The sequence below is a fragment of the Candidatus Arthromitus sp. SFB-turkey genome, from assembly GCF_001655775.1.
GTDB classification, from domain to species: Bacteria; Bacillota; Clostridia; order Clostridiales; family Clostridiaceae; genus Dwaynesavagella; species Dwaynesavagella gallinarum.
The window spans coordinates 24,144-40,535 of sequence record NZ_LXFF01000014.1; the positions used below are offsets into that span (position 1 = coordinate 24,144).

The 16,392-nt window shown below is 26.2% G+C and carries 15 protein-coding genes, 1 tRNA gene and 1 pseudogene; 4 read left to right on the plus strand and 13 right to left on the minus strand.

All coding sequences use genetic code 11. The features are described 5' to 3' along the window. Positions 1-2 precede the first annotated feature (2 nt). The 7 genes from ruvB to hflX form a co-directional block, all read right to left on the minus strand. Positions 3-992 carry a Holliday junction branch migration DNA helicase RuvB gene (gene ruvB / locus A6P36_RS02255; RefSeq protein WP_066760622.1) on the minus strand — a complete coding sequence of 330 codons (990 nt, stop codon included), beginning with the start codon at positions 990-992 and terminating at the stop codon, positions 3-5. A gap of 5 nt (positions 993-997) precedes the next feature. Then, a complete protein-coding gene (gene ruvA, locus A6P36_RS02260; protein ID WP_066760595.1) occupies positions 998-1,597 on the minus strand; it encodes a Holliday junction branch migration protein RuvA in 600 nt (199 codons plus the stop codon). Between the two features lie 78 nt (positions 1,598-1,675). Then, positions 1,676-2,251, minus strand: coding sequence for a hypothetical protein (locus tag A6P36_RS02265; RefSeq protein ID WP_066760596.1), 576 nt, complete (start codon positions 2,249-2,251; stop codon positions 1,676-1,678). A gap of 134 nt (positions 2,252-2,385) precedes the next feature. After that, positions 2,386-3,126: a YebC/PmpR family DNA-binding transcriptional regulator gene (locus tag A6P36_RS02270; protein ID WP_066760598.1), complete on the minus strand. Its 741-nt coding sequence runs from the start codon at positions 3,124-3,126 to the stop codon at positions 2,386-2,388. 10 nt (positions 3,127-3,136) lie between these two features. Beyond that, the gene (locus tag A6P36_RS02275; RefSeq protein WP_066760602.1) at positions 3,137-3,472 is read right to left on the minus strand and encodes a nucleotide pyrophosphohydrolase; all 336 of its coding nucleotides are present in this window, start codon (positions 3,470-3,472) and stop codon (positions 3,137-3,139) included. A 17-nt stretch (positions 3,473-3,489) separates the two neighbouring features. Next, the gene (locus tag A6P36_RS02280) at positions 3,490-4,143 is read right to left on the minus strand and encodes a YigZ family protein (protein ID WP_066760606.1); all 654 of its coding nucleotides are present in this window, start codon (positions 4,141-4,143) and stop codon (positions 3,490-3,492) included. A gap of 3 nt (positions 4,144-4,146) precedes the next feature. Then, entirely contained in the window at positions 4,147-5,952 is a 1,806-nt protein-coding gene (hflX, locus tag A6P36_RS02285) for a GTPase HflX (protein WP_066760607.1), read from the minus strand. Between the two features lie 572 nt (positions 5,953-6,524). On the opposite strand from hflX, the gene A6P36_RS02290 reads away from it, so the two are divergent. Both A6P36_RS02290 and A6P36_RS08475 read left to right on the plus strand, forming a co-directional pair. Next, positions 6,525-8,669 (plus strand): transglycosylase domain-containing protein (locus A6P36_RS02290; protein ID WP_242861626.1); only part of this gene is annotated, 2,145 nt, incomplete at its 3' end. Positions 8,670-9,536: 867 nt separating this feature from the next. After that, a pseudogene (locus A6P36_RS08475) lies at positions 9,537-9,719 on the plus strand (Rdx family protein); the annotation flags it as partial. Between the two features lie 40 nt (positions 9,720-9,759). On the opposite strand, the gene A6P36_RS02295 reads toward A6P36_RS08475, so the two are convergent. The 4 genes from A6P36_RS02295 to A6P36_RS02310 all read right to left on the minus strand — a co-directional run bounded on the left by A6P36_RS02295 (position 9,760) and on the right by A6P36_RS02310 (position 12,828). Continuing rightward, a complete protein-coding gene (locus A6P36_RS02295; protein WP_066760609.1) occupies positions 9,760-10,212 on the minus strand; it encodes a metallophosphoesterase family protein in 453 nt (150 codons plus the stop codon). Between the two features lie 68 nt (positions 10,213-10,280). Continuing rightward, positions 10,281-10,859: a hypothetical protein gene (locus A6P36_RS02300; RefSeq protein ID WP_242861627.1), complete on the minus strand. Its 579-nt coding sequence runs from the start codon at positions 10,857-10,859 to the stop codon at positions 10,281-10,283. 129 nt (positions 10,860-10,988) lie between these two features. Continuing rightward, a complete protein-coding gene (locus tag A6P36_RS02305) occupies positions 10,989-11,834 on the minus strand; it encodes a bifunctional 5,10-methylenetetrahydrofolate dehydrogenase/5,10-methenyltetrahydrofolate cyclohydrolase (protein WP_066760613.1) in 846 nt (281 codons plus the stop codon). A 49-nt stretch (positions 11,835-11,883) separates the two neighbouring features. Continuing rightward, positions 11,884-12,828: a glycosyltransferase family 2 protein gene (locus A6P36_RS02310; protein WP_066760615.1), complete on the minus strand. Its 945-nt coding sequence runs from the start codon at positions 12,826-12,828 to the stop codon at positions 11,884-11,886. A 99-nt stretch (positions 12,829-12,927) separates the two neighbouring features. Here A6P36_RS02310 and A6P36_RS02315 point away from each other — a divergent pair, with 99 nt between their 5' ends. Next, a complete protein-coding gene (locus A6P36_RS02315) occupies positions 12,928-14,061 on the plus strand; it encodes a glycosyltransferase family 4 protein (RefSeq protein WP_066760616.1) in 1,134 nt (377 codons plus the stop codon). Between the two features lie 115 nt (positions 14,062-14,176). Continuing rightward, on the plus strand, positions 14,177-14,896 hold the full coding sequence (locus tag A6P36_RS02320) for a polysaccharide deacetylase family protein (protein WP_066760618.1): 720 nt from the start codon (positions 14,177-14,179) through the stop codon (positions 14,894-14,896). 40 nt (positions 14,897-14,936) lie between these two features. On the opposite strand, the gene A6P36_RS02325 is transcribed toward A6P36_RS02320, so the two are convergent. Then, complete coding sequence (locus A6P36_RS02325; protein ID WP_066760620.1) at positions 14,937-16,079, minus strand: DUF4214 domain-containing protein; 1,143 nt, start codon at positions 16,077-16,079, stop codon at positions 14,937-14,939. A 164-nt stretch (positions 16,080-16,243) separates the two neighbouring features. Continuing rightward, positions 16,244-16,318, minus strand: a tRNA-Cys gene (locus A6P36_RS02330). Between the last annotated feature and the right edge of the window lie 74 nt (positions 16,319-16,392).

The following is a 16,392-nucleotide window of genomic DNA, read 5'->3' on the forward strand; positions in this document are numbered from 1 at the left end:
ATTTATTTTCTTATACCAAAATAACTATAAGCTTTTTCTGTAGCAACTCTTCCCCTCGGAGTTCTAACTAAAAAACCTTGCTGAATCAAAAATGGTTCATATACATCTTCCAACGTATTTAATTCTTCAGACAAAAAATGAGCTATTGTTTCAACTCCAACAGGTCCACCATTAAAATTATAAATAATAGCATTTAATATTTTTTTATCTATTTTATCCAATCCCATCTCATCAACTTCTAAAACTTCCAATGACTCTTTAGCTAATAAAATATCTACAACATTAGTATTATTAACCTGTGCAAAATCACGTATTCTTCTAAGAAGTCTATTGGCAATTCTTGGAGTACCTCTAGACCTTTTAGCTATCTCTAACGCTGCTTCATCTGTCACATCAACATTTAGTATTTTAGAAGAACGTGTAATTATTTTCTTTAACTCTTCATTTGTATAATAATCCATTGCAAGTATAACACCAAATCTGTCACGCAATGGTGATGTTAAAAGACCTAATCTAGTAGTAGCACCTACTAAAGTAAATTTAGATAAATCAATTCTAATTGATTTAGATTGTGGACCTTTACCAATAATAATATCTAAACAATAATCCTCCATAGCGCTATATAATATTTCTTCAACAGTCCTGCTCAATCTATGTATTTCATCTATAAAAAGAACTTCTCTATCTTCAAGAGAAGTAAGTATAGAAGCTAAGTCTCCTGGCTTCTCAATCACAGGTCCCGATGTAACCTTTAAATTAGAATTCATTTCTTTAGAAATAATACTAGCTAAAGTAGTTTTCCCAAGACCAGGTGGACCATAAAACAAAACATGATCTAAAGGTTCTTTTCTAATTTTTGCCGCTTCAATAAAAACTTTCAAATTTTTCTTAACATTTTCTTGACCTATATACTCATCTAACCTTAACGGTCTTAAACTATATTCCTTAACATCATCAACAGAGAATGATGCACCAACTAATCTTTCATCCACAATAATTACCTCATAAGATTTTTTAAACACTCTTTAATAATAGACTCTAGAGATTCGTCTGGAAATCTTTCCATAACTTCCAACAGAACTACATTGATATGTTTTTCTTCAAATCCTAAAGATAAAAGAGCTTGTGTTGCTTCTAACGATTTATAATTAGTATCAACGTAAGATTTTTCATCCATAATTTCTTGATTATTATCAACTTTAAATTTATCTTTTAATTCCAATATTATACGTTGAGCACTTTTCTTACCTACTCCACTAGCTTTCATAAGAATAGTTTCATCAGAACAACAAATTGCTTTTTTTAGAGTATCAACTGTATTTACTGATAACAATGACAAAGCTGCCTTAGCACCAATACCATTTATGTTTATCAGCTTTAAAAACATCTCTAACTCTTGTTTATCTATAAAACCATACAATCCTATAAAATCTTGTCTTACTACTTGTTCAACATATAATCTCACATTTTCATTTAACAACGGCATTGAACAAATACTATTTCCTGATGTAAATATTTTATATCCTATACCATTGTTATCAATAATAACATAATCTTTATTTAAACCTTTATATTTTCCTTCAATATACTCATACATAAAACTCAACCTTCATATATCCAAACTAACAATATAAATTTACCATTCAAAAAAATTTTTTTCAAGTTAATGAATAGATTAAGTTTCAAGTTCACTTAATATATCTTGTACATCTTCTCTTTCATGCGACTTTAGTTCATAATTAACAACCAATTCTCTATCAGCTATTGGTAATGATTCAACCTTCTTACTACTTATATCTAAAGATTCATCTTCGATGAACAAATTTCCATCTTCATCTGACTTAAACACAGTTATGTAACCATCTTTTTCACCAATATAATACATATTAGGATCAAACTTTTTATCATCAACCTCTTTTAAGATAATAGATTTATCATTAAAATCAATTATTTCATATCCTCCCAAAGGATACATGTCGGTAAAAATTTTATTTATATCAGATAATTCTAGCTTTATTCTATTCTTCTCTAAAAACTCTCCTTCAGAATTTTCATTTACTATAACAAGTTCTCTTGTATTGTTTTTTGACATAATTTCATAATTATTTCTATTTACAAAATTTACATTGCTATTTAATTTATTTAAATTATATGTAATTAAATAAGTCAATAAAAAAATTGAAACACAAAGTAATAATGAAGCAACTATAATAAATCTTTTTTTCTTATCTTTCAAAAATTTAATTTCCATAATTTCTCACTCCTCATTAACAGTATGTATACTTTGTGTAAATTTTATACAAATTTATCATTCCATAAATAAAAATAAGACGCTGCTACCTTGCATACGTCTTTTAAATTAAAAATATTTCATTATAAAACTTATTATTTTTCGTAATATTCCGCATTATGATAAACTTCTTGAACATCGTCATCTTCTTCTAACATATCAATAAACTTTTCAAATTTTTCAATTTCTTCATCATTATTTAACATAATATAATTGTCTGATTGCAATCGTATTTCTGCTTCTAAAAAATCTATATCCTCTACTTCTAATTCTTGTTTTATCTTTCTAAAATTTTCAACATTGCTTTTAATAACATAAACTCCATCTCTTTCATGAGTTTGAAAATCATAAGCTCCATGTTCAAAAGCTATTTCCATTATTTCATCTTCACTTATATTTTGAGATATATCTACGACAATTTCACCAATTTCATTGAACATGTATTTAACACATCCACTTGATCCCAAATTTCCTGAGTTTTTTGAAAATAAAAATCTTAGATTTCCTGCAGTTCTATTTTTATTATCCGTAAGAGTTTTAACTATTACAGCCACACCAAAAGGTCCATATCCTTCATAAATAAGAGTTTCATAATTATTTCCCATTAACTCTCCAGAACCTTTTTTTATAGCCCTTTCAATAGTATCTCTTGGAACATTATTTTGCTGAGCCTTTTCTATAGCATCTCTTAATCTAGAATTTCCTTCAATATTAACACCGCCAATTTTAGCTGCAACAGATATTTCTTTTATAAGTTTTGTAAAAATTTTTGACCTTTTTGAATCTACTTTATTTTTTCGCGCCTGTATATTATGCCATTTACTATGACCAGCCATTTTTATCCCCCTATTTAATTTTTGGATGTTTTATAGAATTTTTATGTAATTTATCCTTCACAATTTCAAACAAATCAATATCTAAACTATTAGCTAACGATACAGTGTATATAAACACGTCTGCCAACTCTTCTCCAAAATGTTCAAACTTATCACTTTCTTTTATTTTTAAAGCCTCATCTGTTGTATCCCACTGAAATATCTCCATCAATTCTGCTGCTTCAATAGCAATACTCATACTTAAATCTTTAGGATTCCTAAATTTATCCCAACCACGCTCTATTTCAAACTCCTTTATCATAGACTTTATATACGAAATATTTACATTATTATCATTTAAAGCCATAAACCATTCTCCCATTTTTAAATTTCATTATCTAAATAATATTTACCCTCACTTTTAAAATACATAACATCTTCACCAATTTCAATATCTAAATTGTTTGATGTTAACTCTATGATATTTAATTTTATCTCTTCTAAATTATTTTTCTCACATCTAATTTCAAAAATCACTTTATCTTCATATTGAATATTTTTAACATCTATCTTATTTTCATTAAAAAAATATTGAATTTTACCTATTAAATCATAATTAACTTTTATTTTAATATTGTTTCCCAAAATCTTATTAGCTATTTGAGAATTTTTTATAGCACCACTCGCGGATTTAACATAAGCTCTTGTTAAACCTCCAACGCCTAAAAGAGTTCCTCCAAAATATCTAGTAACAACAACAACGATATCTTTTAAATCATTTTTCTTTATAACTTCTATTATTGGTATACCTGCTGTTCCTTGTGGTTCTCCATCATCTGTATATCTTTGAATCATCATATCTTTACCGATTATATACCCATAGACATTATGTCTTGCATCACTATGTTTGTGTTTAATTTTATCTATAAAAATTTTTGCCTCATTTTCATTTTCAACACGTTTTGTATAACCAATAAAAACAGATTTCTTTTCTTCGAATTCATAAATGCCTTCTCTTAAAACAGTTTTATAATCCAAAATCTATTTCTCCAAATCTTTAATTATATATTTTTCATATTTTTTAAAATCATCTTCAGGAACATCAAAATTTACAAAAGTACCATTATCTAAATGCTCCTCTTTTAGAACAATGTAATTATTATAAATAGAATTTAAAATTGAATAATCACTATAAGGTATATTGACTGAAATATTTTTATTAGTAACATTCAATTTATTTTCTATACTCTCTAACAGCCCATCTATATTAATTTTTTCAATAGCTGAAATAAATATAGAATGAGTTCCATAATCAGCCTCTATTTTTGTTTTAATATCTTGAAACTCTGAGTCTTTTAATTTATCTATTTTATTAAATACCAAAATTTTATTTGGATTTTTTATCCCGATTTCTCCTAATACAAAATCTGTTGTTTCTATTTCTTCTTTCCAAGTCTTTGAAGAAATATCTACAACATGAATCAATAAATCACTATAAATAATTTCTTCGAGGGTAGACTTAAAAGCTTCAACCAAGTCATGCGGAAGCTTTTTTATAAAACCTACTGTATCTGTAAGAGAAATTATAGTTTTTTTAGGAAGAACAACTTTTCTTGTAGTTGTATCGAGTGTTGCAAATAACATATCAGCTTCAAATACAAATTTATCTTCTAAAACATTATCATTTGATATTGAATAAATATAATTTCTTAAAGTTGACTTACCTGCATTAGTATAACCAACTATAGACACTTGAGGAATTTTATTTTTTATTCTGCATTCTCTTTGAACATTTCTTTCAGATTTAATAATTTTTAATTGTTCCTTTAAATAATCAATTCTATTTCTTATATGTCTTCTGTCAGTTTCAAGTTTCTTTTCTCCTGGACCTCGTGTTCCAATTCCTCCACCTGTTCTATTTAAAACAAAACCAAGACCCTTTAATCTTGAATACCTATATTTTAATTGTGCAAGTTCAACTTGATATTTTGAAACTTTTGATTTTGCACGCCTAGCAAATATTTCTAAAATTAAATTTGTTCGATCAATAACTTTAATTCCTGAAAATTCTTCTAAATTTCTAATTTGAGAAGGAGATAAATCTTCATCAAATATTAAAACATCCACATTTTTGTGATAAGTTGACTGTAAAATTTCTTGAAGTTTTCCTTTTCCAATATAATAAGACTTATCAATTTTCTCTCGTTTTTGAAAAAACATATCACAAATATTAACGTTACAAGCAAAAGCCAACTCTTTTAATTCTTCTAAACTTTCTTTAGAATCACATCCAATTAAAACTGTATTTTCATTTATTTCATTATCATAAATTTCAACTTTAAGATTTTTTTCAATCTCTTGAATAACTGAAAAAATATCAAAATTAAAATATTTCTGTTCTTCTTTAAAAATAATTTCAGTAAAATTATTCTGGTTATCAAAATTTAAAAATCCAATTGAAAAACTTTTTAATAATTTTTCATTAGTAACATTGACTGCTGAAATTGCATCAAGTTTTAAATTTTTAAGGGAAGCTATATCGACATTTGACAAATTAGGAAATGAATTTAAATGAGTATGTACAACTCTATATCCACTTAATTTCTTTTTTTCATTTGAATCAATTTTAATTTCTGCATTCACATTTGTTCCGATTGAAATACTATGTACAATTCCAAGTCTTGATATAACCACACAAATCTCTTTATTTATCTTCAAACTTATTTCAGCAATTTTTTTTAAAACAAATTCATCAATAATAAAATTTTTATTAACTTTAACGTCATATAAAAGTTCAAGTTCTTGTATATAAGATTTTTTTACACCATCTATCTCTCCGTATATCAAAAGATCACCTCACATGCTTTGAATTATACTCTTTATAAAAAATATTGTCTATTTAATATTGTTCTAAATTAAATTAATTGTTCTAAATTAAATTATTTGTAATTTTTATAAAAATTAAGCTATTCAAAAGTATAGTTTATTAATTTCATGAAAGAATCTAAAATATCCAAATAAGATTCAAAACAATTAAAGTTAAATTTTAACTTTAATTATATAAATTACAAACATTTGTTTTAACCCATTGTATTTACATTTTTTTTTGATAGATATATAATTTACTTTGACAATCTCATCAAAAAACAAATAAAAATTTGCGGGAAAACTTTGTGTAAAATGATAATTTAAATTCACACAACAATAAAAATAATAAAAGTAAAAAACGACAATATATTTAAAATTTTTCAAAGCATTTTAGATTTTTATTTTTAAATAATAGCTAAATTTATAATCTTAAAATTTGTTGGAGAATTTATTTTACAATGTTACCAACATGATTTATTGAATTTAATACTTAACTATATAAATTTGGTAACCTTATCAAACAACAAGCAAGAATTTACTGGGAGGTATATATGTCAAACAATAATAACTCTGGTACTAGTTCAAATTCAAATAATAATAATAACGCAATTACTCCGAACCAGCCAAAAAACGAAAATGACAATAACAACAATAATAAAGTTAAGAATTTTTTTAAGGTATTTTTAATTTTTATATTAGTTATATCGTTGATAGGTATAGTTACAATTTCAGGATTTGTTTTCGCAATAGTTAAGACTTCCCCTCCATTAACAATAGAAGCTGTTACAGATTTAGATCAAGCTTCTCAGCTTTTTGATGCTAATGGTGAATTTATGGATGAAGTTTTAACGGCAGAAAAAAGATACGTTATATCATTAGATGAGATGCCACTCACCTTACGTAATGCTTTCATAGCTATAGAAGACGAACGGTTTTATGAACATTCAGGTATAGATATACAACGTATAATAGGTGCAGTTTTAACTGATATCAAAAAAATAATAAATAAAGAATCAGGACTTCATGGTGCATCTACAATAACTCAACAAGTTATAAAAAATAATATTTTGACAAATGAAGTATCAATAATAAGAAAAATTCGTGAAATTTATCTTACTTTAGAATTAGAAAAGCAAATGTCAAAAGATGAAATTCTCCAAGTTTATTTAAATACTATCTTCGTTGGTGGTAATGCTTATGGAGTAGAAGCAGGAGCACTTCAATATTTTTCCAAAAATGCAAGTGATTTAACTTTAGCTCAATCTGCTTTTTTGGCAGGATCTACTCAACATCCAACAAAATACTATTCTAGTGCTGCTAACATTGAAGATAGTCAATTCTACAAAAATAGAACTTTAACTGTACTAAGTAAAATGTTAGAACTTGGATACATCACTCAAGAAGAACACAATAATGCTGTAAACGAAGTTAATAATGATCAAATTGGATTTAATATTAAAAGAATTAGTGATAGTTATAACTATGAATGGTTTTCAAGACCTGTTGTTAAAGAACTTACCAAAGATTTAAAAGAAGTATATGGTTACACTGACGAAGAAATCAAATTACACTTAAGAAACGATGGACTTAAAATATATACAACTATGGATAAAGCTTTACAGGAACATTCACAATATATTTTAGACAACGCAACAAATTATATAAATCTTGGTGAATGGACTGATGAAAATGGAATAAAACAACCTCAAATGTCATCCGTTGTAATTGATTTTAAAACTGGTCATGTAAAATCAATTATAGGTGGTAGAGGTGAACAAAGTGCTAATTCATATAACCGTGCAGCATCCGACAAGTTTTTAAGATCAATAGGATCTACAGCAAAACCTCTTACTGCATATACTCCTCTTATTGATTTAAAATTAGGTCACGCTGGAACAGGTGTTGAAGATTCTCCTTTATCAAAAGAACTTTCATCCAAATATGGTGGATGGAATCCAAGTAATGAAGTAAAAGGAAACTTTATCGGATATACAAATGTTAGATATTCGCTGGAAAGATCAATAAATTTATCTGCTATAAAAATAACTGATCTAGTTGGTTTAGATAAGGCTTTAGAGTATGGTGAAAAATTTGGATTACATTATAACGAAAATTCCAAAACAAGTATTGCTACATTAGCCCTTGGTCAATTTAATAATGACCCTAATGATTTAGATGGAGGTAATCCTCTAATATTAGCAGCTGCATATAGTGTATTTGCTAATGGAGGAATCCTAACAGAACCGATCACCTATACTCATGTAGTTGACAAAAATGGTAAAGTTATCTTAGAAAATATTCCAGAGAAAACACAAGTTGTTACTCCTGAAACTGCTTATATAATGTATGATTTATTAAAAGGACCTGTTGAAAGATATTCCTCTAGACCAGCTAAATTTGGGGATATACCTGTTGCAGGTAAGACAGGTACAACAGAAAATAATAAAGATTTATGGTTTGCTGGAATAACACCTTATATGGCTGGAGCTGTATGGATTGGTGCAGATAAACCTACAGAATTAAAAGACAAATGGGGAAATAAACCGTTTAGTGGATCTACTGCAAGTGCTTTATTTGGTAAAATAATGTCCTTTGCACACGAATCTTTGCCACCAGTTGATATTCCTAGACCAGAAGATATAGTTTCTGCTAATATATGCAGTGTTTCTGGTTTATTAGCAACATCATATTGTTATNNACTGAAATTTTTGCTAAGGGAACAGTTCCAACTCGCACTTGTGATATTCATATACCTGTAACTGTAAACTCTCTTACTGGAGCAATAGCAACCGCTAATACTCCTAATTATTTAAGAGAAACTCGTATATATCTTGAAAGAAACTATACTCCAAGTGTATATTTGAGTGACCAAAAATACGTTGCTCCTAAAGTTTATGATAATTCTCAATATGAACCGATAGAAGATGATTTAGACCAAGATGGAGTTGATCCAGATGAAGGATGGTTTGATGACAATATAAATAATGGAAACACATCAACACCTCCTGAAAACAACAACAACAACAACAACAACAACAATAACAATAATAATTCTAATACTAATAATCCAGAATCAAACGCAAAACCAGATGAAAATAATGGAAATAATAACTCAACTGATAACGAAGTAATACCTCCAGATAATAATGAAAATTCAGGCAATAACTCAAATTCAGGTAATGAAAATAATACAGATATAGAAACCAAACCTGAAAATGGAAATAATAATACAAATAACCCTGGAAATTCTGGTAATACTGATAATGATGTTATAATAACTCCACCTGAGAACAGTGGAAACAATACTTCAACCGATAATAATGGAAATAATACTTCAACTGATAATGAAACATCGCCTCCAGATAATAATACTGAAGTAATAACTCCTCCAGATAACAGTGGAAATTCAAATTCGAACACTAATGATGATGACACTAACAATCAAAATGAAGACCTTGATACTGCTGATTTTGATTTTGGTTAAAATTTATATTTGAAAGGTAAGTTATATAATGAAAATTTTAATAAAATACTGCACTGTTTGAAATCATCTTCCTAGAGTAGTTACTCTATTAACAAATATTTTAGGTAAACATACTACAAATATTTCAAAAGTAGAAATCATTCCTGCAACTAATGGAATATTTGATGTTTATGTCAATGATGATTTAATATTTTCAAGAAAAAATTTGGATAGAATGCCAAATGAATTAGAAATTGAAAATATGATCGATAAATTAATATAACAAGAAAAGAGTACATTTAATTAATTAAATGTACTCTTTTTTATATTTCGTAAAATTTCACTATCAAATTTTTATCAATATCAATCGTCGCTAAACTTATTGGAAGTGAAAATCTTTTCGGACCAAAACTTCCTGGATTTAAAATTAAAGTTTTATTTCTGTATTCTTCTGATGGTTTATGTGTATGACCATGAATAACTATATCATAGTTTTCAAAATCCTCATGCATAAAATTTATATCATGAATAACATAAATTTTTATATTGTCATTTACAGTAATTTTTTTAAACTCTGGATACTTAGTTAATGGTAACATATAATCGTTATTACCTCTAACTGCTTCAACCTTACAAATTTTTTCAAGTTCACAAATTGTATCTTCTCTTAATATATCTCCTGCATGTATAATTAAATCACATCCCTCAAAAAACGTATTAATTTCTTCTCTTATTAAACCATGTGTATCTGAAATAACTCCTATTTTTTTAACCACTATAATACTCCCCCTTAAAATACAAAAACTCCTTATAAATTTATTTTACAAAGGAGCTTCTATATTTATCAATCTGTATTTTTTTTCCACCATTTTCTTGTATTCTTCTTACAATCAAGTTTGTTTCTTAAATATGGAATATTTTCATCAAATTTAATTGCTCTTTCTTCGAGCATCTCCAAAGTTTTATAATATCTAGTATCTTCTAAAAGCTGTTCCCTATCTTTCTCTAAAATAACTTGGTTGCTTTCAATAAGTGAAACTAATCTCTTTATTAAATTATCCTTCTCTTTTATCTGCTCAAGAAGAATTCCTACAGCTTCTTCTGCACTAGTTTTATCAACTATACTATCTTTAATATTTTGAATTCTATGTACAATATCATCGTTCTCTATTTGTTTAATATCTGTATTAATTTGTATTTGTTCTGGTCTTGTAAAGTTTTCTTCTAACTCCTCTTCAATCTCGATTTCTTTACATAAAATATCATTTAAAAGTTTAGCACCCTCTTCATTTAAGTAAGTCCTCTTACCTTTATAAATAATATTTTCTTTCAGTTCCTCATTTGATTTAAGGTTTGAATAAATTATTTTTTCTGAAACATTATATTTTTGCGATAATTCCTTAACAGTATACAAATTTTCCAACAGTCTATTCCCCTCTTATCCCATTTTTTTCCATAACTTATATACCAATTATACTTTAATTTATTTTTAATTTAAATATTTAACTAAAATATTTACATTATTTTTACTAAAATTTACGAATATTTTTACTTAATTTTTCATAGAAAAAGCTTTTACTACATTGGTAAGTAAATTTGTAACTGTTAATAATCCAACTCCACCAGGTACTGTTGTTATCCTTGAACACTTTTCAATACAATCAAAAAAATCAACGTCTCCACATATTTTATTATCTAAAAAACTAATTCCAATATCTAAAACTATCGCATCTTGTTTTATATAATCCTTTGTTATAAAATTTGGGTTTCCAATTCCAACAACTAAAATGTCTGCTGTAGATGATATTTCTTGCAAATTTTTTGTATAAGAATGGCAAACTGTAACTGTTGCATTATTCTGAAGAAATAAATGCATAAGAGGCTTACCAACTAAATCACTTCTATTTATAATGACTACTTTTTTCCCTGAAATTTCTATATCATTATACTTTAAAATGTCTATAACTCCTTGTGCAGTACATGGAACTAAACAATCTTCATTCGAATAAAGTTTTCCTTTATTTATAATAGAAAATCCATCAACATCTTTTGTATACACTATAGAATCATTTATAACTTTTGCATCTATATGTGCAGGAAGAGGAAATTGTACAAGTATTCCAGTAACATTTTCACTTTCATTAAGTCTATTTATAATTTTTAAAAGTTCTTCTTGTGTTGTGTTTATATCCAGCTTTATAAGTTCTGCCTCAATTTTACATCTCTCACATGCTTTTAATTTATTTCCAATGTACGAATTACTAGATGGATCGTCTCCTAATTGTATTATAACTAATTTTAACTTTAATGAATTTTCTAGAATTACATTTGCAATTCCAACCTCTTTACGATCTCTATACTCTTTGCAATTAAGTATTTTATGTGAATAATCTACCATAATCCTTCACCTCTCAATAATGATATATAAAATTTTTTCAAAATACAAGTTAAAGCGTTACAAAATCCTTTAAATTTTTCTTACCTTTCGAAATTAAATTATTTTCTATGTTTTCACAATTTTCTCTATCCAAAATAATAACATACTCATTTTTTATTTTCTCAAGTTCAATATTGTTTTCAACTTTAACTTTATTATCATTTTTTAGTATTTCATATAATTCATCAGAATACTTACTTTCTCCAAAAATAATTATTTCTCTATTTAATAATTCTTCTTTTAAAAATTTAATTTTAGAAATTAAAATTTCACGGTTATACTTACTATCTAAATGTTTTTGCTCATGTACAAATTTAGAATTAACCCTATTTAAATATAATTTTTTAGGAATTATATCTAATTTAAAATTTTGCTTTATTGCGTTAAAAATAAAATCTATATCCTCTGAAGTTTTTAATCCTGAATTATAATCAATCTTTTTAAATAAATCTGCTTTTCCAAAAAAAGTACCATGGCAAATTTTGTGTCCATTTAAAATTTTAATACTAGGATTATTTTTATCAATTTTAAAATTAAATATCTTTTCACACATTAGTTTGTCATCATCATTTTTATAATCACTAATTTCAATATCAACATAACTTCCAACCAATGATACATCTGAATTTTCTTTTAAATATTTTATTTGAGTTTCTATTCTGTTTAAATATGAAATATCATCTCCATCCATCCGAGCTATGTATTCTCCGTTAGAATATTTAATAAGTTCACTTATAGAATTAGCTACTCCCTTATTGTCCCTTGAAATGATTCTTATGTTTTTATTGTCTAAAGCATATTTTTCTATAATTGAAAGTGATTTATCTTTAGAACCATCATCTAAAATTAATAATTCTATGTTTTCATAAGTTTGATTCAATATACTTTCTATGGAATCTGATAAATATTTTTCATTGTTACATACAGGCATTATTATAGAAACCAATTCTTTCAAATTAATACCACCTTCTCAAATTATTTTTGAACATTATTATTATTTATCAATAAAATATTTATATACTTATATTTTAAATACTCAAAAAGGGGTAACAACATGAAAATTGCAATTGATATACGAGGTGCACATTTATATCATGGTACTGGAATAGGAACTTACACAAAAAATCTCGTGAAACATTTATTAAAAATAGATATGAAAAATAATTATGATCTTTTTTATTGTGGAGAAAATCCTCAAGAATTTAAAAAAGATAATACTAACATACATTTAATTTCAAGAAAACATAGTTCATTTTTTGAACAAAAATATATACCAAACATTATTAAAAAGAACAGCTCTTCAATTTTTCATATACCTCAAAATGGAGTTGGATATAAAGATCTAGTATCATCAGACAAATTTAAAATAATAGTGACTATTCATGATTTAATTCCATACGCACTTCCTCAAACTGTCGGAAAATCATACTTAAAAAATTTTTTAAAACAAATTCCATATGTAATTGAACAAAGTTCTTCAATAATAACGGTCTCTGAATACTCCAAACAAGAAATAATTAGATTTTTCTCAGTAGATCCAAATAAAATCTTTGTTACTCCTCTTGCTACAAATAAAATTTTCAAACCTTTAAATATAGATTTTTGCAAAAATTTTATAAAGGAAAAATACAATATAGATTATGATTTTATACTTTATCTAGGAGGATTCAGCAAACGTAAAAATATTTATAATTTAATTTTATCATTTGAAAAAGCACATAAAAATTTCAATAAACCTACAAAACTAATTTTACTTGGAAATATAAGAGATGAATTTAAAATATTAAATAATCTTATACAAGAAAAAAATCTTCAAGATCATGTAATATTTACAGGATTTATTCCCGAAAACGAGTTACCTATTTTTTATAATGCATCAGATTTTTTTGTATATATTTCGATATACGAAGGTTTTGGATTACCTTTATTAGAAGCTATGAGTTGTAAAAAAGCTGTTTTAAGTTCAAATCTAACCTCAATTCCTGAAGTTGTTGGAGATGCTTCATACAATGTTAATCCATATGATGTATTAGAAATTTCTGAGGCATTATGTTCTATTTCTAATAATAATCTTTTAAAAAACAGTTTAGAGGAAAAATCATATGATCAATCAAAAAAATTTTCTTGGGAAAAATGTTCTTGTTCAACTCTTGAATTATATAACACTGTTTCTAAAGAAATTTTCTAGATTTGTTTTTTCAAAAAGCAAGATGTTACATTAAACATCTTGCTTTTTGTTGTATTAAATATTTTTTTACTGGTTATACTACTGATTAAATTTAAATAAAGGAGTTTATTATATCATGAAATTTTTAAATAAAATTTTTATGTTAATTTTAATCTTTACCCTAATAAATTTTCAAAAATCTTTTCCAATAAACGACGGACAAACAAAAAAATATGTATATTTAACATTTGATGATGGTCCTACATGCAAAAATACACCTTTACTTTTAGATAAACTAAAAGAATTAAGCCTACCTGCAACCTTTTTTGTTGTTGGAAAATTAGTTAACGAAAATCCTGAAGTACTAAAAAGAATAGTTAAAGAGAATCATTCAATAGGACTTCACACAATGTCACATAATAAAAACAAATGCTATTCATCACACGAAAATTTTATAGAAGAAAATCTAGAATTACAAAAACTTTTGCAAAAAGACTTTAATGTTAATACAAAAATAATTCGTTTCCCTTTTGGCTCTCAAAATTCGTATTTAAAAATGGATAAAATATTTTTAGATAAACTACATAAAAATAATTTTAAAATATACGATTGGCACATAGATACATTAGATGCAATAAACCCACAAAATAGCCCTGAAACAATTCTTCAAATATGTAAAAATCAATACAAAAAACGTTTTGAAAACAATAAAAATTTAATTATATTAATGCACACCAACTCAAACAATATAAATACAATTAACTCACTTAAACTTATTAAAGATTATTTCTTAGATCTTGGATATGAATTTAATACTTTAAATGAAAATACCAGAGAACTTTTCTATATAAAATAAAAAGAGACATCCTCTTAAAAGAGGCTTGTCTCTTTTCTAATTAATATTTTAAACCAAAATCTTCTACTATAGCTTTAAATTCATCACTGCCCATCATTTCATTAGCAACATATTTAACAGCATCTTTAGTAGATTTTCCACCTTTAACAAGTTCATCTAATTTTGAATTCCAAAACTTCAATCCATCTTCATCAACATTTCTTAAAAGAATAACATTATAAAGCTTATTAACTAAATCAGATACATTGTTATCTGAATAAAATCCATCTTGATCTAAAATTCCCAAAACAAATTCTTTAGCAGTTAAATTTCCTTCTGAAAGTTTAACAGCTATATTGTCTATGTCTTCAGCACTCATATCATGATCTAAAGCAATAGCATACGCAATATTTACATAATCAAATATTACTGATGTTGAAGGAACATAATCTTTAAATTTTTCAAAGAATTCACCTGATAATTCCTCAAAAAGCGAAAAATCTATTCCTAAATAATAAACAACTTCAGTTAAAAGTTTTGTACTAAGTTTAGTTGAACTATCCATCATATTATAAAGTATTGAAGCTATTTCAAATATCTCATCTTCCTCAAGTTCTAATTCATATTTAGCAACAAACTTAGAAGCATTACTTTTTAAAGTATCAAATATTTTCTTTTGATCCTCTGTCAATTTAGTTACATCAAGTTCGTGTGATTTAATAATTAAATTATAAAACTCAACTTCTACATCTGTTAATTCTTCTTGAAAAGAAAAAATAACAACTTTTACAAATCCAGACATATCCATTCCTACATATGCAAGAATTTCATCAAAAGCTTCATCACTTACATCTTCTTCGCCCAATCCCCACAATAGATTTACTGCTACTTTTTGTTCTTCAGCACTTAATCCTAATTCATTATCAGTAACATATGTAGCAAAATTTTTCGTAATATTATCATATAACTTTTTATCTTCTCCATTTAATTTAGAAGAATCAAAATCTGAATATTTGGTCAAAAAATCATAAAACTCTTTTGAAGTAGAATCTAAATCCTCAACCATTACTTCACTTTCAGCAGCAACAGATTCAGTTACAGAAGTAGCCAATGCTTGTCTTCCAACTCCTCCAACTAAAGAACCTAATCCAAAACAAACAGATAAAGAAAGTGTTATAACTAATTTCAAAAATTTTCTTTTCATTCAAAATCCTCCATTCTATTACAAACCTATATTAATCACACCCCTAATTATAATGTTATCCTATTTTTTTTTCAATTTTTTTATAAAAATTTCTAAAGTTTTTATAAAAAATAATAAAAGCTGACAAATAACACATTGTCAGCTACAAAATATAAAAATATGTATGGAGGCACCAGCGGGATTCGAACTCGCGAATAAAGGTTTTGCAGACCTCTGCCTTACCACTTGGCTATGGTGCCAAGTAACATCATTAACAATCAAGTGTTAGAGGATGAAAAAATCATCCTCATAATTGGTGGCTAGAGCAGGAATC